At 42.5% G+C, this 18,423-nt stretch carries 19 protein-coding genes; 11 read left to right on the top strand and 8 right to left on the bottom strand.

Translation table 11 applies throughout. The features are described from left to right. Positions 1 to 23 precede the first annotated feature (23 nt). Both BM043_RS05770 and BM043_RS05760 read left to right on the top strand, forming a co-directional pair. Positions 24 to 371: a hypothetical protein gene (locus tag BM043_RS05770; protein ID WP_092789705.1), complete on the top strand. Its 348-nt coding sequence runs from the start codon at positions 24 to 26 to the stop codon at positions 369 to 371. Positions 372 to 1,067: 696 nt separating this feature from the next. After that, entirely contained in the window at positions 1,068 to 3,098 is a 2,031-nt protein-coding gene (locus BM043_RS05760) for a glutamine--tRNA ligase/YqeY domain fusion protein (protein WP_092789702.1), read from the top strand. Positions 3,099 to 3,177: 79 nt separating this feature from the next. Here the strand turns inward: BM043_RS05760 and BM043_RS05755 are convergent, their stop codons facing one another. After that, entirely contained in the window at positions 3,178 to 5,340 is a 2,163-nt protein-coding gene (locus BM043_RS05755; protein WP_092789700.1) for a xanthine dehydrogenase family protein molybdopterin-binding subunit, read from the bottom strand. Positions 5,341 to 5,342: 2 nt separating this feature from the next. Continuing rightward, a complete protein-coding gene (locus tag BM043_RS05750) occupies positions 5,343 to 5,801 on the bottom strand; it encodes a (2Fe-2S)-binding protein (RefSeq protein ID WP_092789699.1) in 459 nt (152 codons plus the stop codon). 200 nt (positions 5,802 to 6,001) lie between these two features. Here BM043_RS05750 and BM043_RS05745 point away from each other — a divergent pair, with 200 nt between their 5' ends. The 4 genes from BM043_RS05745 (at position 6,002) to hrpB (ending at position 10,342) form a co-directional block, all read left to right on the top strand. Beyond that, complete coding sequence (locus BM043_RS05745) at positions 6,002 to 7,147, top strand: Gfo/Idh/MocA family protein (RefSeq protein WP_092789698.1); 1,146 nt, start codon at positions 6,002 to 6,004, stop codon at positions 7,145 to 7,147. 85 nt (positions 7,148 to 7,232) lie between these two features. Next, complete coding sequence (locus tag BM043_RS19820) at positions 7,233 to 7,508, top strand: DUF2911 domain-containing protein (RefSeq protein ID WP_317042369.1); 276 nt, start codon at positions 7,233 to 7,235, stop codon at positions 7,506 to 7,508. Between the two features lie 7 nt (positions 7,509 to 7,515). Beyond that, on the top strand, positions 7,516 to 7,737 hold the full coding sequence (locus BM043_RS19815; RefSeq protein ID WP_317042368.1) for a DUF2911 domain-containing protein: 222 nt from the start codon (positions 7,516 to 7,518) through the stop codon (positions 7,735 to 7,737). A 115-nt stretch (positions 7,738 to 7,852) separates the two neighbouring features. Beyond that, complete coding sequence (gene hrpB / locus BM043_RS05735; protein ID WP_092789696.1) at positions 7,853 to 10,342, top strand: ATP-dependent helicase HrpB; 2,490 nt, start codon at positions 7,853 to 7,855, stop codon at positions 10,340 to 10,342. On the opposite strand, the gene BM043_RS05730 is transcribed toward hrpB, so the two are convergent. Together BM043_RS05730 and BM043_RS05725 are read right to left on the bottom strand one after the other, a co-directional pair. Further along, positions 10,336 to 10,860, bottom strand: a complete 525-nt coding sequence (locus BM043_RS05730) for a hypothetical protein (RefSeq protein WP_143189481.1) — start codon at positions 10,858 to 10,860, stop codon at positions 10,336 to 10,338. The two genes, hrpB and BM043_RS05730, sit on opposite strands and share 7 nt — an antisense overlap. A 136-nt stretch (positions 10,861 to 10,996) precedes the next feature. Further along, positions 10,997 to 11,521 carry a hypothetical protein gene (locus tag BM043_RS05725; RefSeq protein WP_092789936.1) on the bottom strand — a complete coding sequence of 175 codons (525 nt, stop codon included), beginning with the start codon at positions 11,519 to 11,521 and terminating at the stop codon, positions 10,997 to 10,999. Between the two features lie 49 nt (positions 11,522 to 11,570). On the opposite strand from BM043_RS05725, the gene BM043_RS05720 reads away from it, so the two are divergent. Then, complete coding sequence (locus BM043_RS05720; RefSeq protein ID WP_092789693.1) at positions 11,571 to 12,281, top strand: hypothetical protein; 711 nt, start codon at positions 11,571 to 11,573, stop codon at positions 12,279 to 12,281. 48 nt (positions 12,282 to 12,329) lie between these two features. Here the strand turns inward: BM043_RS05720 and BM043_RS05715 are convergent, their stop codons facing one another. The 3 genes from BM043_RS05715 to BM043_RS05705 all read right to left on the bottom strand — a co-directional run bounded on the left by BM043_RS05715 (position 12,330) and on the right by BM043_RS05705 (position 14,161). Further along, positions 12,330 to 12,713 carry a TM2 domain-containing protein gene (locus BM043_RS05715; protein WP_092789691.1) on the bottom strand — a complete coding sequence of 128 codons (384 nt, stop codon included), beginning with the start codon at positions 12,711 to 12,713 and terminating at the stop codon, positions 12,330 to 12,332. Beyond that, positions 12,706 to 13,011 (bottom strand): DUF2752 domain-containing protein, encoded by a 306-nt coding sequence (locus BM043_RS05710; RefSeq protein ID WP_092789689.1) that lies wholly within the window; start codon positions 13,009 to 13,011, stop codon positions 12,706 to 12,708. Before BM043_RS05710 ends, BM043_RS05715 begins: the two co-directional genes overlap by 8 nt. A gap of 109 nt (positions 13,012 to 13,120) precedes the next feature. Next, positions 13,121 to 14,161: an oxygenase MpaB family protein gene (locus tag BM043_RS05705; protein WP_177188428.1), complete on the bottom strand. Its 1,041-nt coding sequence runs from the start codon at positions 14,159 to 14,161 to the stop codon at positions 13,121 to 13,123. Between the two features lie 92 nt (positions 14,162 to 14,253). Between BM043_RS05705 and BM043_RS05700 the strand changes: the two genes are divergently transcribed. Together BM043_RS05700 and BM043_RS05695 are read left to right on the top strand one after the other, a co-directional pair. Further along, the gene (locus BM043_RS05700) at positions 14,254 to 15,150 is read left to right on the top strand and encodes a TolB family protein (protein WP_092789687.1); all 897 of its coding nucleotides are present in this window, start codon (positions 14,254 to 14,256) and stop codon (positions 15,148 to 15,150) included. An 8-nt stretch (positions 15,151 to 15,158) separates the two neighbouring features. Continuing rightward, positions 15,159 to 16,073: an SMP-30/gluconolactonase/LRE family protein gene (locus tag BM043_RS05695; protein ID WP_092789685.1), complete on the top strand. Its 915-nt coding sequence runs from the start codon at positions 15,159 to 15,161 to the stop codon at positions 16,071 to 16,073. 67 nt (positions 16,074 to 16,140) lie between these two features. On the opposite strand, the gene BM043_RS05690 is transcribed toward BM043_RS05695, so the two are convergent. Beyond that, positions 16,141 to 16,848: a DsbA family oxidoreductase gene (locus BM043_RS05690; RefSeq protein WP_092789683.1), complete on the bottom strand. Its 708-nt coding sequence runs from the start codon at positions 16,846 to 16,848 to the stop codon at positions 16,141 to 16,143. A 58-nt stretch (positions 16,849 to 16,906) separates the two neighbouring features. Here BM043_RS05690 and BM043_RS19470 point away from each other — a divergent pair, with 58 nt between their 5' ends. After that, complete coding sequence (locus tag BM043_RS19470; protein WP_177188427.1) at positions 16,907 to 17,062, top strand: hypothetical protein; 156 nt, start codon at positions 16,907 to 16,909, stop codon at positions 17,060 to 17,062. Between the two features lie 12 nt (positions 17,063 to 17,074). Then, complete coding sequence (locus BM043_RS05680; RefSeq protein WP_092789678.1) at positions 17,075 to 18,328, top strand: aminotransferase class V-fold PLP-dependent enzyme; 1,254 nt, start codon at positions 17,075 to 17,077, stop codon at positions 18,326 to 18,328. Positions 18,329 to 18,423: the final 95 nt, after the last annotated feature.

Here is an 18,423-nt window from a genome sequence, read left to right as displayed (position 1 = left end):
CATAAAAAAGATCAAATTTGTATATGCAAGAAACTTGGACTTTTGATCTGCAGACTAACGATATCTCCGATGCGTTTCTTTCTGAAATGCTGAAAGAAAAGAAGAATGAGCTGGGTATTTTCCTTTCTTATTATTTCAAAAAAGACGGAGCTGTGGCGGAAAATGTTGGTTTAGCAACGCAGCCTACATTCTTATCTGAAACTTCAGGTTGGTTGATGTTGAATTTTGACCTGATTTATTTTAATGCCTGTCTGAATATCCACGAGCAGGAAAAAGAAAAAATGAAAGTCACTTTTGAAGTCGATCGTAAAACTGGTAAACTCATCTTGACTGGACCCTATTGGCCAAGTCGCGAAATGGATGAAATCTGAATAGTTTTTTAGGTTCTACCCTTAATTTAATGAGAAGAAAAGTTTTGTCCGTAATTTTATTTTGATGAAGATATGAATGAATAGGTTAGTCTTTCCACTCTGAAAATGACATTAAACCTTTTTGTTTTGCTTTATCAGTCGGGGCAAGTGAGGTATGAAAATGATTTGGCCTAAACTGAAATGCTTGGGTTGATCTTACGCTTTTTAATCTTTTTTTCCTTGATATTTTTGAAGACCAAAAGTATCCATCCCGATAAAAATCGGGATGGCCCCGTTCTTTTCTTTCCGCTGGTAACGTTTTCTACAGGTTGAAATCTAGTGCACTGCGGAATTTTGTCCTGCTTTGCCACCCTAAAAATGACTGGATTCCCGAGGCAAGCCTGCCTGACCGGCAAAGGCAAGCCCGGGACTAAGTCATTTTCTTAACGGGTTTGCAAAGCACTCCAAAACCGAAAATCCCGAAGGGCCCCATAATCGAAAGATTCCAGTCCAATTCAAACTATTACGTTGGTAGAATGATTTGTTACCGACTTTAATAGAGGTCTCTTCATTAAAGTCGTGGTAAAACCGTTTTTTATTTGACTTAAATTGAAACTACGTTTTCCCTTCTCAATAATCATTGGAAATCGGAGCAATTGAAGTAATTTTGACTTTGAATTTTGGGCTCTGGGCCTTTAAAAAATCAATACTAATCACGTGAAAGAATCTACCGAATCACTCAATTTCATAGAACATATCATAGAGGAAGATCTAGCCAATGGCTTTGCCAAAGACAAGCTTCGCTTTCGTTTTCCTCCCGAACCCAACGGCTATTTGCACATCGGTCATGCGGCATCGATTTGTTTGAATTTTGGCTTGGGCGAAAAATACAATGCCCCGGTCAACTTGCGCTTTGACGATACCAATCCGGCCAAAGAAGAACAAGAATATGTCGATGCCATCAAGCGAGATATTGCTTGGTTGGGTTTTAAATGGGCTGAGGAACGCTATTCATCCGATTATTTTCAGCAGCTGTATGATTGGGCAGTCCAATTAATCAAAGAAGAAAAAGCCTATGTAGATCAGCAGTCCTCCGAGGAAATCGCTGCACAAAAAGGCACACCAACTTCTATGGGTACTCCAAGTCCATTTCGGGATAGGTCTATCAATGAAAGCTTGGACCTTTTCGAGCGAATGAAAAATGGAGAATTTCCAGCCGGCTCTTATCTGCTGCGCGCAAAGATTGATATGGCTTCCCCCAACATGCACATGCGGGACCCTATTCTCTACCGGATTATCAATAAAGCTCATCACCGTACCGGATCAAATTGGTGCATTTACCCAATGTATGATTGGGCGCATGGGCAATCCGATTATGTGGAGCAAGTTTCTCATTCGCTTTGCACCTTGGAATTCAAAGCCCACAGGGAACTTTACGATTGGTATTTGGATCAAATCTATGATCCGAGTTTACTGAGACCCAAGCAGCGGGAATTCGCTCGCCGTAATTTGAGCTTCACGGTGATGAGTAAGCGGAAACTTCTCGAATTGGTACAAAAGAAAATCGTCAATGGATGGGATGATCCCCGAATGCCGACTATTTCAGGCCTTCGCAGAAGAGGTTATACACCGGAGTCCATTCGGAATTTTAGTGATATCGCCGGGATTTCTAAGCGGGATAATGTGACGGAGGTTTCTCTCCTTGAATATTGTATCCGGGAAGATTTGAATAAAACTGCCACGCGGGTAATGGGGGTTTTGAATCCGGTAAAATTGATCATTACCAATTACCCAACTGATAAAACCGAAACACTTTACCTCGAAAACAATCCGGAGGATCCAAATTCTGGAACTCACGAAGTGCCTTTTTCAAGGGAATTGTACATCGAACGGGAGGATTTTAAAGAAGATGGTGGGAAAAAGTTTTTCCGACTTTCCCTGGATAATGAGGTCCGACTAAAAAGTGCCTATATTATAAAAGCCGAATCTTTGGTGAAAGATGAAACCGGTGAAATCCTGGAAATTCACTGTACTTATGATCCGGAGTCAAAATCTGGCAGCGGAACGGAAGCCAGTCAGCGGAAAGTGAAAGGTACCTTGCATTGGGTTTCTATTTCGCATGCGATCAAAGCCGAAGTTCGTGAGTACGATCGTCTCTTTTTGGATGAATCCCCAGACAGCCATGAGGACAAAAACTTCCTGGATTTTATCAACCCTGATTCTCTCAAAATCATTAAGGAAGCCTATCTCGAGCCCTATTTAGCCAATGCGACGATGGATGAAAAATTCCAATTCCAGCGCTTGGGATATTTTACACTTGACCCCGATTCGGAATCTGGAAAATTGGTTTTCAATAAAACCGTGGGATTGAAAGATACTTGGACAAAGCAAAATAGTGTAAGCTTACAAACGCAAAAACCTCAAGTAGCCCCAACTCAGCAACCTAAACGAAAGGCTTTAAATGAGATTCAACAAATCAGTAAAAAGCTAACCAATCTTTCAGGCGAAAAACTGGAAACAGCGCTAAATTCCATTTTGGAGTTAGCCGAGGAAGTGAGCTATGATGAATTGGAGCCGCTTTTCAATACGGCTGCCAAAAAAGTGGGCACACGGATTGGGGTGCTTATCGCATTAGGAGTCTTGCTTAAAAAAGGTCAACAGCGAAATGAGGCCATTGAGATCTTCATTCAGGCAGGTTTGAACGATGACAATGAAATTTTAAAGTTAGAAGCCGAAAAACTGGTTTAAAAAAATCACTCCATTTACCAATAAAAAAGCCACTCAGAACATTCAGAGTGGCTTTTTCACTTTTTAAACTATGGAAAAACTATGCTCGTCGAATATCCAATTTGATATCCGAAAATTCACTTTGCTCAATAAAAGGTTGACTTCGTAAGCGACGTCCGGTAGCGGCAAAGATTGCATTTGCAATCGCACCACCGGTTGGCGGAAGTGCAGGCTCTCCAAGACCAGTCGGATCAAATCCGGTATCCAAGAAGTGAGTTTCTATTTCTGGTACTTCTTTCATTCGGATCAACCGATACGAATCAAAATTCTTTTGTTTAGGAATCCCATTGTCAAAGGTAAGATTGGTAAACATGGCATGACCCATTCCGTCCACGATTCCTCCCCGTACTTGATGATTAGCTCCAGTGGGATTGATCACCATTCCACAATCAGTCACCGCAGTGATTTTTTTCAAGGTAGGTGAGCCTCCTTCCATCTCTATATCTGCCACTTGCGCGACATAGGATCGATGAGAATAATAGACACTGAATCCCTGCTTAACATTTGAATTTTTACCCCAATTGGATTTCTCTGCAGCTGCTTTCACTACGCCGATCATTCGATCTACATCGTATCCCAACTCACCGACAGGATTAGACTTGGCTCGATTGAGTAATTCTAGACGAAAATACACCGGATCTTTGCCTGCGGCTAAAGCTACTTCATCGAGGAAACTCTGTTCGGCATAAGCAAGAAAATTGGTGATTGGAGCTCTCCAGGCATTGGTTGTGATGCTGGATTCGTAATTGACACTTTCGATTAGAAGGTTATCTACTGCACCTGAAGGGAAATTATGTTCGCGCGTACTATTTCCGGCATTCATTCCTACCCCACGTAATTTATAACCGATCATGGTACCTGATTCATCCAATGCCGCCTCAAAGCGATAGCGTACCGCAGGTCGATAAGCTCCACCGGTGAGTTCATCCTCCCGGTCCCAAACGACTTTTACCGGGGCATTCACTGCTTTTGAGATGTGTACCGCTTCCTCTACAAAGTCCGCTCGTAAGCGACGGCCAAAACCACCGCCAAGACGGGTGATTTCTACGCTGACATTTTCTGCTGGAATTCCCAAAATTCCCGCGGCTGTTTGACGAGCTCTATCGGGAGTTTGCGTAGGTCCGATCAATTCACATTTATCGCCTTTGACATGGGCAAAGAAGTTTTCGGGCTCCATGGGAGAATGTGCTAAGAATGGACACTGGTATTCAGCAGTGACTACTTGAGCAGCAGTCCTGAAGGCCTGATCGACATTTCCGTCTTTGCGTCTTTCTTCGGCTTTTCCATTCGCGATCAAATCCCTGAAAATCTCATCATGGTCTGAGGTACTTTCTACTTTTCCATCAGGTTCATAATTGATTTTCAATAGTTTTTTTGCCTTGAGCAATGGCCAAGTTTTGTCGCCAACTACAGCTACACTATTTCCGAATGTAACGACATCTTTGACGCCGTTTACTCCTCTAGCGGCACCATCGTCCACGGATTTGATTTTCATCCCAAAAGGCGCTCGCTGTACCATGGCATGAAGCATTCCTTCCCGCTGAAAATCCAACCCAAAAAGCGGCTTTCCGGTGTACATTTCTTTGGCATCCACATTTTTTACAGCGGTACCGATGATTTTGAAATCTTTCTTGTCTTTTAATTTGACCTCTTCAGGTGCAGAAATGGAAGCTGCTTCAGTAACAAATTCCCCAAAGTGTCCGCTTTTGCCTGAGCCTTTATGAGAAATGATTCCTTTGTCTACTGTGATTTCCTCTGCGGGTACATTCCAAGTTTTAGCTGCTGCTGCGACCAATACATATTTGGCGGTAGCCCCAGCTTTTCTCAATCGCTCCCAGCTATGCGGCATCGCACCGGATCCTCCAGTCAGCTGTCTGTCGTATTTTTCTGTATCCAGATTGGCTTGGAGTACGCGAACTTTCTCCCAATCTGCATCGAGCTCCTCGGCTACGACCATGGGGAAAGAAGTTTTAATATTTTGGCCTAATTCAGGATTGGGTGAATAGATCACCACATCTCCAGAAGGAGAGATCGAAAGGTAACTGTTAAAGTTTTTGGCCTGTGCCAAAACCTCTTCGGTACTGAGCACTTCTACCTTGGGCGAGTCACAGCTAAACATATTGAATCCGATAAACAATCCACCGGCTGAGGTCCCTGCGATCTTCAGAAAGTCCCTTCGAGTTGGTTTTGTAAGTGATCTCATAATTAGTTGTTTTTGGCGGCTAAGGCTACGGCTTCACGAATCTTGTGGTAAGTACCGCATCGACATAGATTACGGTTCATGGCATTGTCAATTTCCTCCATGCTAGGGCTTGGATTTTCTTTGAGAAAAGCCGCTGCTTGCATAATCTGACCTGCCTGGCAATAGCCACATTGGGCTACATCGACTTCCTCCCAGGCTTTCTGAACCGGATGATCCCCATCTTGAGATAATCCTTCGATGGTAACAATTTCTGATTTTCCCACGCTTGAGATAGGTGTCATGCACGAAAACGTCGCATTGCCATTGATGTGTACCGTGCAGGCACCACATTGGGCGATTCCGCAGGAAAATTTCGTTCCTACCAAGCCAATGTGGTCTCTGAGTACCCACAAAAGTGGGGTATCATCATCTACATCGACTTGATGGCTTTTTCCGTTTACTTTTAGATTATAAGTGGCCATGATATCATTTTTGTTTCTGTTCTAATTTACAGAAAATCAAGTCTTGGCAAAAATTTAATATTTGGACCTTGTGATAATTTACATGATCAGTGTAAAGCGGTTTTAAATAAAATGTGATTCTTGGCTTGGATTGGGTTTTTTAAAAAAGAAGATTGAGCTATATTTCTATTTCAATTCAATAAAAATCCTAAAAACCTATTATGAAAAAAATCAACGCGGCAATCGTGGGAACCGGTTTTATCGGACCAGCCCACTTGGAGGCTTTGAGAAGAATCCCAAATGTGGAAGTCACGAGTTTGGTAGAAGTTAATCAGGAACTTGCAGATCAAAAAGCAGCGCTCTTGGGAATTTCAAATGCCTATACTTTTGACAATATGCTGAAAGATGAAAGCATAGATGTAGTTCATATTTGTACTCCAAACTTTTTGCATTTCCGGCAAGCCAAAGCGGTTTTGGAAGCAGGTAAGCATGTGATCTGCGAAAAACCACTGGCAGTAAAAATCGAGGAGGCCGAGGAACTGGTTTCACTAGCAGCACAAAAAGGGTTGGTTAATGCCGTTCACTTTAACCTTCGCTATTATCCCGTGGTAAGACAAATGAAAAGTATGCGGGAAAGTGGTGAACTCGGAGAAGTATATGCTGTAATGGGATCTTATTTACAGGATTGGCTCTTTTTACAGACTGATTATAATTGGAGATTGGAGCCGGATAAATCAGGTGATTCCCGAGCGATAGCAGATATTGGTTCACACTTATTGGACATCACCGAATACGTGACAGGGCTTAAAATCACTGAGGTTTTGGCAGATTTTTCTACTGTTCACAAAACTCGCTTGAAACCATTAAAAGAAATCGAAACCTATTCTGGAAAGATGCTTTCGATGGAAGATTACGAGGAGGTTCCCATCAATACCGAAGACCATGCCACCGTTTTGCTTCGCTTTGATAATGGCTCAAAAGGTTCAATCACGGTTTCTCAGGTCAATGCAGGCCGTAAGAACAGACTGAATATTGAGATAGCCGGATCAAAATCCAATTTTGAATTCAACTCCGAGCGTCCGAATGAATTATGGATTGGAAAGCGTGAAACCGCCAATGGGCAATTGATGAAAGACCCTGCCCTATTTAACCCGGAGGCTGCAGCTTTGATTTCATTTCCAGGCGGACATAATGAAGGATTTCCCGATACCTCCAAGCAAATGTTTAAAGAAGTCTATGCGGCTGTAAGAGAAGGAAAACAGCCTAAAAATGCCAGTTTCCCGACATTTGCAGATGGTTTACGCGAACTGATTATTGGTGAACGAATTATCGAAAGCAATAAAAAACAAGCTTGGGTAAAAATCTGACAACTTTTGTAGGCGTTTGTCAGTTTTTGGACATAGAAACTTTTATTAAACCCTTTATTTACCAAAAACTATAACTATGAACTTTATGAAAAGTGTATTTGCGTTGGCCCTTGCAGTGGCATCGGTTTTCGCAGCTAATGCGCAGGAAAAAGCCAGTCCAGCTCGAACTGCAACGGGCGTGGCTGCTGGTTCGGACATTACGATCAACTATTCCTCACCCGCTGTCAAAGGCAGGGTGATATGGGGTGATTTGGTTCAGATGGGAGAAGTTTGGAGAGCGGGCGCAGATGAGGCAACGACCTTTACAACCGCTAAGGACATCCAAGTACAAGGCCAACTGCTTCCGGCGGGGTACGTATAGCTTCTTTGTGATTCCTGGTGAATATGAGTCTACTTTCATCTTCAACAAAGTCGCAAAGCAGTGGGGAGCATATTCGTATGATGCCAAAGAAGACGCTCTTCGGGTCGTGGTACCTTCCGAGCAAACTTCTACCATGGAGGAAAATCTGGTTTATGAAATTAATCCAGACAGCTTTGAAATCAAATGGGAATATGGGAAAGCATCGGCTAAAATAGCTCCTGCTCAGTAAAAACCTTGCTTTAAAAATACTGGACAGCCACTTTTGATCAATCAGAAGTGGCTGTTCTTGTTTTTGAAAAAAGTCTTTCGGACCTTTTCAGCATTTCGTTTAATTTTGCTTTCTCATGCAAAATTTTAGACCCAAAACTTTTGATCTTCCTGTTCAGGAAATAATTTCAGAAGTTCAAAATCACTTTTCTTCCCAAAATTCCCTGATTATTCAAGCACCTCCGGGTGCCGGAAAAAGCACACTTTTACCCTTGGCTTTGCTCGAGGAGCCCTGGCTCAAAGGAAAGAAAATCGTCATGCTGGAGCCCCGGAGACTGGCAACCAAAAGCATCGCCCAACGGATGGCAGATATGCTGGGGGAAAAAGTGGGACAAACTGTCGGATATCGAATCCGATTTGAAACAGCGATTACGGATAAAACCCGTCTTGAAGTGATCACAGAGGGAATTCTCACCCGGATGATGCATCAGGACAATGCACTGGAAAACATTGGTCTTTTGATTTTTGATGAGTTTCACGAGCGAAATCTCTTTTCAGAAGTCGCCCTAGCCCTAGCCAGGGAAGTCCAGCAAGTTCTTCGACCTGACCTTCGAATTTTATTGATGTCGGCTACAATCGATGCGCCTCAACTTGCTTCACTTTTAGGATGTCAGATTATCCAAAGTCAAGGACGACAATATCCGGTGGAAACCCACTATCTCAATGAGGTGGATGAATTTGCCATTGGTCAAGACACGGCACGGCAAATTATCCCGCTAGCCCAAACTCATTCCGGAGATTTTCTGGTCTTTTTGCCCGGTCAGGGAGAAATCAAAAAGGCAGAGGAAGTTTTAAAACGTGCCTTGCCCAATGATGCAATAATTCCTCTTTATGGTCAGCTTTCGCCCATGGCGCAGCAAAAAGCCATTATGCCTCATCCGGCGGGAAAACGGAAGATTGTTCTGTCTACTGATATTGCCGAAACTTCGCTGACAATCGAAGGCATCCGTGTCGTGGTGGATTCAGGATTTGCCAAATCCAATCGTTTTGACCCGCGTTCAGGACTTTCGAGGTTGGTTTTACACCGGATTAGTAAAGATTCTGCGGATCAACGAAGTGGACGGGCAGGTCGTTTGACTTCGGGTCACTCTTACCGACTTTGGTCCAAAGCAACTCAAGCTCAACTTGCCGATTATCGGACTCCTGAACTTTTAGAGGCAGATTTGACAGGTTTAGTACTGGATATGAAAGCTTGGGGAAAAGAGGATATCCGATCGATGACCTGGCTCACTCCACCTCCATCGGGGACTTTAGCACTTTCTGAAAAAGTGCTCGAATCAATCGATGCGATTGAAAATGGAAAACTGACCGAGCATGGCAAAGAAATCCACCAGCTCCCAGTTCATCCCCGAATCGCACATATGTTGATTTATTCGAAGAGGATGGATCAATTGTCCTTAGCCACTGATGTCGCGGCCATTTTAGAAGAGCGGGATCCGCTTTCCGCAGATGCAGGAGTCGATATTAATCTTCGAATTGACGCTTTACGAAGATATCGTGATAGAGGAGTGAGTATGGCACGTATTAAAAAAATCGAAAAAGTTGCTCAGCAGTACCGACGGCTTTTTGGCATTGAGCCTGAAAATACCCCCGTTGATCCATGGGCTACTGGGTTGCTTTTGGCTTACGCCTATCCCGAACGAATTGCCGCAGCGAGACCTGGAAATAATGCACAGTTTCAGCTTTCCAATGGAAAAATCGCTCAAATCGGACATCGGGATGACTTGGCGCATGAATCCTGGCTAGCCGTCGCCCATGTCGATGCACGGGATGGTATGGGCAAAATCTGGCTCGCTTCTCCCCTAAATCCAAAAGACCTGGCACCAATGCTTAAAAGCCGTGAAGTTTTAGAATGGGATCGGAAAAAAGGAGGATTGATCGCCCAGGCTGAAATTCGGATCGGTGCCATTATTTTGGGAACACGACCTCTACAGTCATTTAGCAAAAGACTCGCTACAGAAGCCATATTGGAAGCCATCAAAGAAGAAGGCGAGTATCTATTGGATTGGAATGAAGAGGTGATGCAGCTTATTTTTCAGGTTCAATCGTTGAGAAAATGGAACCCTAATCAATCTTGGCCCAATTGGACGGTGGTTCGGCTTTGCGAGGATGCACAACATTGGCTTGATCCCTATCTTGATTCCGTTTCAAAGAATGAAGACCTCAAAAAATTAAACCTAAGTCAAATTCTCTTGCATTCCTTAGATTTTGACCTGCAAAGTGCACTCGAAATTCTTGCTCCTACCCGACTGCTCGTCCCATCTGGTAGTCAGATAAAAATTGAATATCAATCTGATGGACAAATCCCTAGGCTCTCGGTTCGGTTGCAGGAATTGTTTGGATTGTTGGAAACCCCTCGTGTAAATAATGGTCAGGTACCCGTTTTGATCGAAATGCTTTCCCCCGGATTCAAGCCGGTTCAACTGACACAAGATTTAAAGAGTTTCTGGTCAAACGGCTATTTTGAGGTGAGAAAGGAACTGAAACGCAGGTATCCCAAGCATGAATGGCCTGATGACCCCATCAGCGCTGAAGCCGTCCGGGGAGTAAAACGGAAAAATCAATGATCCATTTTATCCAACTGATTCAAAAACTGTAAATACGATGCGATGGTAAATGGGGTTATTCCCCGATGTTCTAAATGTGATAGAAAAAATGTTCGAAGTTCTTGATAATTCTCTGGAGCATAGAGTTTTGCCAAAGCCGTTGCACGAAATACATGATAGGCATAATTCTGACTTTTAAATCCTTCTGTTTTTTTGGCGTAAAATTCTTGCTGAAGATTTTTTGGGTCGATCATTCTGTCTAACCAAGCAAATCCATTTTTGACAAAAAATTCCTCGGCTACTAGCTGTGCTTCTGAGAGCAGCATGGATTGATCTAATAAAAATCGATTGGGGAGGCTTTGATCAATGGAATGAGCCGACTGAATTAGTGTCAGTGATCGGTCTGCATAGTCTTTCAGCGTAGGTAAATACTGATGAATTAATTCTTCTACACGATCAATTCTCACACCAAGATTGTATTCTAAGTAGGCTTCTTCACCGTATTCGGTGTAGTGGATAAAAATGGCTTGTTTTCCCAAAGGAAAATTTTTGTAAAAAAGACCATGCGAGTTGTGAAACAGAAATCCAAAATCCTGAAAAAAATCAAAGTGACGCGCTATAATCAATTCTTTCTCCACACCCTAAAAACTCCAAAAAGGAGTCAAATGTTGCATGCTATTCAGAAAATAATTCTTTCATTTCCAATAACATAGGCTCCACTTCAGCTTTTTTGATAGCTAAACTATCTGGCTCTTCCGGATTGTGAAGGTAATGGTTCCAGTGTTTTTCCGCCTTTCGGATAGTTCTGGGTGTAATGTCAAATTCTACCTGATCCAAGTAATCTTTTGCCAAGGTACTCGCTTTGAAATTTCCGAATAAATACACTTTGAAAACATCCACAAATCGCTGACTCAGATCAAATTCTTCCAAAATCTGTACAAAAGCACCTTGACGTTTTTTGTTTTTCCGATCAAAAATTACTTTAAAAATCACATCCAAAGCTTCTTCCTGCCAATGGGTTTTGGAAAGTGCCCGACAGGATAAATAGGCGATTTCCCAATCCTCTCCATTGACCAATTCAATCAAACGGTTTTTGGCCACTTCGTCTGCTTTTAATCCTATTTTATCCGCAAACACATAGGCATCTGATTCATTGGGGTCACACATTTTTTCGAAAAGACGCTCAAGATCCTGATCCATGATTTTTTGGTTATTTTGCACAAATATAGGCCAATAAAATCGGCTTTGCATGAAAATACCCAATACACGATCGCTTGATTTATCCCAAACCTTTCAGTTCATTAACTCTGCCAAAAGCTCCAGATGGGAATGGTCCTATAATTCAGAAAAGCATCAATTGGTAGCTGAAATGGATGGAATTCAAATCGCTAAGCTTTTTTTACCCTGGCATTATGAGTGGACAACTGATCAAAAGCTTGAGCCCATTGAGGACTTTCATTTGGGGGTAGTTGCCATTCGGTCGGGTCATGCGGTCTGTGGGTATTTTCACGGAGAGAATCTACTCGACCATAAAGTAATCCGAGCCTATATGGTTCGGAAAAAACAAGGAAAATCCCAGATCAAACATCTAAAAACCAAAGGAAAGTCACGGGCAGGTTCACGAATCAGGCTGGAAGAAACGGAGCGTTTTTTTGAAGAAATAAACGAACGTCTAAATTATTATCAGACCGCCTTTCCTATTCATCGATGGGGCATTGCCTGTTCTAAAACACTCTGGCCATACTTTTTCCAATCAGACACTCCTCCTCCTTTTGAACAGCAGTCAAAATCTCTGCTACCGCTCCCTGTACACTTCAATCAGGCTTCCTATGAAGAGCTTCAGGACTTGTCCAAGGTTCTTTTCAGTTCACATTTATTGGTTTCGGAAATAGGCGAGAAATTAGTTGAAAATTTAGAATTCAAAGAAATCCCCAAAAATGATCAAGAGGACAATTGGTAAATAAAAAAGCCCCGGATTTCCGAGGCTTTAATTGGTGGTTTGTTAAGATTAGACTTCAGTGCCTTGACCATTAGTCGTAGGCATATTATTGCTCAGCATGGCCAAGGTTTCATGAGCCATTTTGATATTGTATTCGTAGGCAAGGCTTTTGTAATTGACCAAATCCACGATGGTACCGATAAAACAAAGACCGACAGTCAAAATATAAAGGATACCCAAACCGATCTGTCCGAGAATAAATCGATGCAAACCTGCAAATCCAAAGAAACCGATCAAGGTCAAGATTAGAATCATTTGTGCGTCTTTTCTTCTAGCTCGATAAACCTGCGCAAATAAGGAAGCCTGATCCTCATCCATGTTTTTCATTAATCCCTGGATGTAGCCCAGTTCCATTCCTTCCAGTTCCGGAAGATGTCTCAATACATTAGCCATAATTGTGTGTTGTTTTTAGGTTGCTGATTAAATTCCATATTCGTGAAAGAATCACCAGATAGGCAAAGGAAGCCAGTGGATGCATTTCCCATGAGGCTTGAAACTCTCCTCGGGCCAGCAAATTCATTGACCTTCCCAAACCACATCCGGGGCACCAGTCGATACCCAGTTGATCTAAAGGACAAAGACTGAAATGTGAACCCTGAGCCGGATCAATCATTAGAATCCCGATGATGCTTCCTATCCAAAAGAGCAGTTCCAAGGGTAATTTACTGATCCAGCGTTTGATTGCTTTCATGCCAGGAAAAGTACGAAAAGGATGCCAGCAGACAAATAGTGCTTAATTCAGCTTTAAATGCAGATATGACTTTTAGACTTGTTTAGTTAGCGTACAAAATTATGTCCGATTACGAACGCTTTATTACAGGCAAACTGATTTTCATTAAAGATCCAAATTGTTCGAGTTGCTGACTTTCCATCATTCTTTGGATGGATTGATGGCTTTTGGAGTTTCCATAGGTTTTCCACCCGGAAAATTTAAAAATCAAATTCAAGATCTCCCTAGGGATTTCTCTATTGAGAGGGATATTCAGTGCAGCCGAAACTTCTTTTCCCATAAAGAAGTAAAAAATGTCATCTACTTGGCGGCTGAGAAGCGGTTCAGGAATGGTGCTCCGATAGTATCCTCTCAAAGCAGAAATAAGCCGGATTCCAGCTTCTGACTTTCGTAAGTGTCTTTTCCGAATCAATTTATCCAATTCGAAAGCTTCTTTTGCGGTATTTGGCCAATAGTCCGTTTCCACTCCCATCAATTTCCCTATCCATTTCCAATACGCAAGCAGTTGTTCTATCTGATCCGAATTGATCGGTTTTCCAAGTTTGATCAAACCCCGAAGAACAATAAAACTGAAAGCCAAATTAGTCCCAATCAAATCTTCCTGATTGATGGGTTTGCCAAAATCCGGATTCCAATCTTTGGCAAATTGATTGATAAAGTAGCGACTAAATGCATGAATAAGGCGGACTTTGGCACAGGTCAAAAAAGGGGATTTGTCAGTCACAAAAGCACCAGGCTTGAAAATGTCCAGAACAAAAGTACCGGTTTCCGAAAGCCGCTGTCCGATTTGATTGACGATTCGCTCTGATCGAACCAAAACCTCTGCCCCATCTCCAAATGCATAGCAATATGGGAGTGAATAAAATCCTAACAAACCAAGGTAAATGTCCCCTTCCCGGGAAAAGAAGTCCTGCCCAGTTTTTAGTGTTTTTTCAGGCCCCTTATCATAGAGGTCAAGGTAGAATTGAAAAAAATCTTTGATAGCAGGCGGAAATTCAACAGGGAAATTTTCTGGAATGCTTTCCCACAAATTAATGGTTGCGGCCCACTGGGAACGGCTTACCAGTGCCAATACGGCATCATCAGCCAAGGGATCAACTTGATTTCTCAACCGATCAAATGTCGAATTTGTATAAAGCTTTAATTTATCCACAGCATTCTAACTGGCATTTTGTAATTTGGTTGCCGAAGCCCAAGAATTGTATGCAAAAGAATAAAATCACCCTCTTAATTCTTACCTATTTTATCAGCCATTCTTTTCTCCTTGCACAGACTTCGTTTGATTTGTGGACCGTTCAGGTTCAGGGGAAAGGTGCTCGGATCCAATTGATTCCTGGAACGGAAAAAGCCCTGACAGACCGTGAGGAATATGACAATCAACCGTCCTTCATCAATGAAAGTCAGGTGGTGTTTTCTGCTGCGGATAAAAAAGGAAACCATGATATTATCGTTTACAATTTTGAAAATGGAAAATTTACCAACTTAAGTAAGACCGCAGACAGAAGTGAGTTTTCCCCGACGATAACCGATTGTGGTCAATATATTTCAGCGGTAGTGGTCGAACCTGATGGAAAGCAGCGACTGTGGCTTTATCCGACCAATTTTGAAGAACCTGAACTTCTTTACGATGATATCGAGCCGGTTGGTTACTACGATTGGTATGACAATAAAGCGGCGATGTTTGTGCTGGGCGACCCCAATTCTTTAATCTACGCCAGAGGTAGAAATGACCTCTTGACAATCGATCAAAATGTAGGAAGATCTATCCACAAACGCCCAAAGACGGAACAAATCACTTATTTTGATCAGGATACAGCTCTGGAGTTTCCGGATGGTGAAGCGTACGAATTGAAATCCTTTGATTTTGTCAAAGACCAGACGCTCACTTTCGGGCTGGGTTTGCCCGGATCACAGGATTTCATTTGGCTCGATAAGAATACACTGCTGATGGCTCGGGGAAATTCTTTTTATCTTCGGAAGTGGAATGAAAAAAACTGGAAGTTACTGGGGAGTATTTCTGCGGATACACATCAAAATATTAGTCGCATAGCTTACAGTCCGGACCAGCAGGTGCTGGTTTTTGCAATGGAAAGAAAATAATAACCTATATGAAACTCAAATGGTCACTCGTGCTGCTTTTTGCGGCCACTCCTTCTTATTTACTTATGGCACAGATCGAAGACAAAAAGAAAATAGTTGAAAAAGGAGCAGAATTAACCTTGGTCCAGGATGGATTTAAATTTACCGAAGGCCCCGCAGTCAGCCGGGTTGGGGATGTTTATTTTACCGACCAGCCCAATAACCGGATTCATAAATGGAATGCGATCAACAATGAGGTAACCGTGTTCAAGGAAGATGCCGGGCGCTCAAACGGTATGTTTTTCACACTTGATGGAACCTTGATTTCCTGTGCGGATGAGCAGAATCAGCTTTGGGCGATCGATCAGGATGGCAAAGAGGAAGTGTTGGTGTCAGCTTTTAGAAGAAAAAAACTAAATGGTCCAAATGATGTATGGGTTCGCCCAAAAGGCGGTATGTATTTCACCGATCCTTTGTATCCCCGACCCTATTGGGAAGGAATTCGAAGTGATGAATTGGAGCAAGATGGCGAACACGTCTATTTTCTCTCAGAAGATGGCGCGGAGCTTTTTCGTGTAGCAGAAGACCTTGAAAAGCCCAATGGAATCATTGGTACACCAGACGGCAAATACCTCTATGTAGCAGATATCGGTGCTGGAAAAACCTACAAATACGAAATCCGTGAAGATGGCTATCTGATCAATAAAGAACTTTTCTGTGAAATGGGCTCAGATGGGATGACCATTGATAACCGTGGAAATGTCTATTTGACTGGAGATGGAGTCACAGTGTTCAATTCCCGGGGTGATAAAATTGCGCATATTCCGGTGCCTGCGGATTGGACTGCAAATGTGACATTCGGAGCTTTGGATCGCAAAACACTCTTTATCACGGCGATGGATGCCGTCTACACCCTTAAAATGAAAACCAGAGGAGTTTGGTAAAAAGCAAAAGACCGAAGACAAGAAGTTTTTCCTTACTTCAGTCTTCGGTCTCCTGTCATCCAACTGATTAACAATTCCCGTCCACTTCACAGCTTTCCCCATTTTCGCTGGATGCAATGTCCAAAGCGGGGATATTTTTTTCAAACTCAGTCCAAGCGTTTGCTAAAGTTTGCTCAAAAACCTCATCTGGTTGCGCTCCCGAAATTCCGAATTTTCGATCCAACACAAAAAATGGAACGCCTTTCACTCCGATCAATCTGGATTCATAAATATCCTGATCTACAGCATCTTCATATTGGTTGCTTTGAAGCAAAGCTTTCACTTTTTCCCCAGCTAAACCTACCTCTTCCGCCAATTGGACTAAGGTATCAGAATCATCTACATTTTTACCTTCTGTAAAATAGGCTTTTAGCAGTCGCTCTTTCATCTCCCCTCCTTTTCCTACGGATTTGGCAAGATGAATGAGACGATGCGCATTTTTGGTATTGGCGACTACGGCATTTTCATAATCAAAATGTAAACCTTGTTCTTTGGCCATTTCACTAACCTGCGCCGAGATTTGCCTTGTTTGCTGCAGGGACCAACCTTTGGACTGAGCCAAATGCTCAATCGTGCTGATATTGGGATTTGTTTGTTGATCGGGATTAAGCTGAAAGCTCTTCCATTCGATTTCTACCTGATCCCGTTGAGGAAATTTCTCGAGGGCTTTTTCTAATTTTCGCTTCCCGATATAACAAAAAGGACAAACTACGTCCGACCAAATTTCGATTTTCATATACTTTTCATTTACTTATGTGAGAAATCGGTTTTTCACCAAAAGAGTTCAGCCAAAATTGAAAACTAAAGAATGTCCTTCCTGCGCCATGGAGATCGACGAAAAGGCGGAAATCTGCCCCATTTGTCAGTTTGAATTCCCAAAACGGTCACCGTGGATTACCTATGTAGCCATTTTTCTGCTGATCGTTTGGCTAATTTCTTACACGCTGTAAAACGCTATCACGATGAATAAGCGCACATTTCTTAAGGCCCTGACATTTTTGGGATTTTCTTCGGGTTCTATTATCGGGAAATCCGCGGCAAAAAGCATTTTCGAGCTGGATTTTGATTCCGATGATATCTGGGATCAAATTCGTGCTGCATATAAGCTCAAGTCGGACTACATTAATTTGGAAAATGGCTATTACTGTTTTCTTCCAGAGGAAACCTTAGAAAAATACTTGGAAGATATCCGAAAGGTCAATTTTCAGGGTTCCCACTACATGCGCACAGTACAGTGGGAAAACAAGGAAAAAAGTGCTCATGCTCTTGCCGAATTAGTGGGAGCTAAACCGGAAGAAATTGCCATCACGAGAAACACCACAGAGTCGTTGGATTTGATCATTTCGGGCTACCCTTGGCAAAAAGGTGACGAGGCCATCATGTCCAATCAAGATTATGGAAGCATGCTCAATATGTTTGAGCTGATCAGTAGGCGCCATGGAGTGCGGCAAGATCGGATTGACATTCCACTACATCCTAAAAATGATGAGGAAATCGTTGCGGTTTATGAAAACGCCATCACTGAAAAAACCAAACTGATGATGGTTCCCCACATGGTAAATATTACGGGGCATATCCTTCCAGTTCGCAAAATCTGCAACATGGCGCATCGCCACGGAGTGGAAGTGATGGTTGACGGTGCACATGCGGTGGGACATTTTCAATTTTCGATGACTGATCTCAACTGTGATTATTATGGCTCAAGTTTGCATAAATGGTTGAGTGTCCCTCTTGGTGCTGGATTATTGTATGTGAAGGAGGGAAAAGCCGAGAAAATCAAACCGTTATTGGCTCCCTATGAACTGGATAAAAAAGGAATTTACAATCTTAATCATACCGGCACGCATCCCGTTTCGACGGATTTGGCGGTGATTCATGCAATTGATTTTTATAATAAAATCGGTGGAAAAAGAAAGGAAGATCGACTGCGGTTTATCCAAAAATACTGGTCCGATCAAGTTAGAGACCTTCCTGGTATTGTCTTAAATACTCCCCAAGATCCCCTCCGATCTTGTGCCATTGCCAATGTAGGAATTGAAAATATGGCACCTGCAGATTTGGCTAAAAAACTAATGGATGAACATCAAATATTCACCGTAGCCATCGATGGTGCGGGGGTCAGAGGCTGTCGGATCACACCCAATGTGTACACCAATACTGAGGAACTCGATCAATTTGTCCATGCGCTAAAAACTCTTTCAGCCAATAAAAGTTGATTGATTTTTGCCAAATTTTCTTTGGTTTAAATGTATTTATGGGAATTTAAGGTTGAATTATTGAGTTAACTATAAGGAAATTCAAGAATTTTTAA

This window comes from Algoriphagus hitonicola, from assembly GCF_900113375.1.
Lineage (GTDB): Bacteria > Bacteroidota > Bacteroidia > Cytophagales > Cyclobacteriaceae > Algoriphagus > Algoriphagus hitonicola.
The sequence above is the reverse complement of the archived record's forward strand: the minus strand, read 5'-3'. Positions and strand labels throughout refer to the sequence as shown.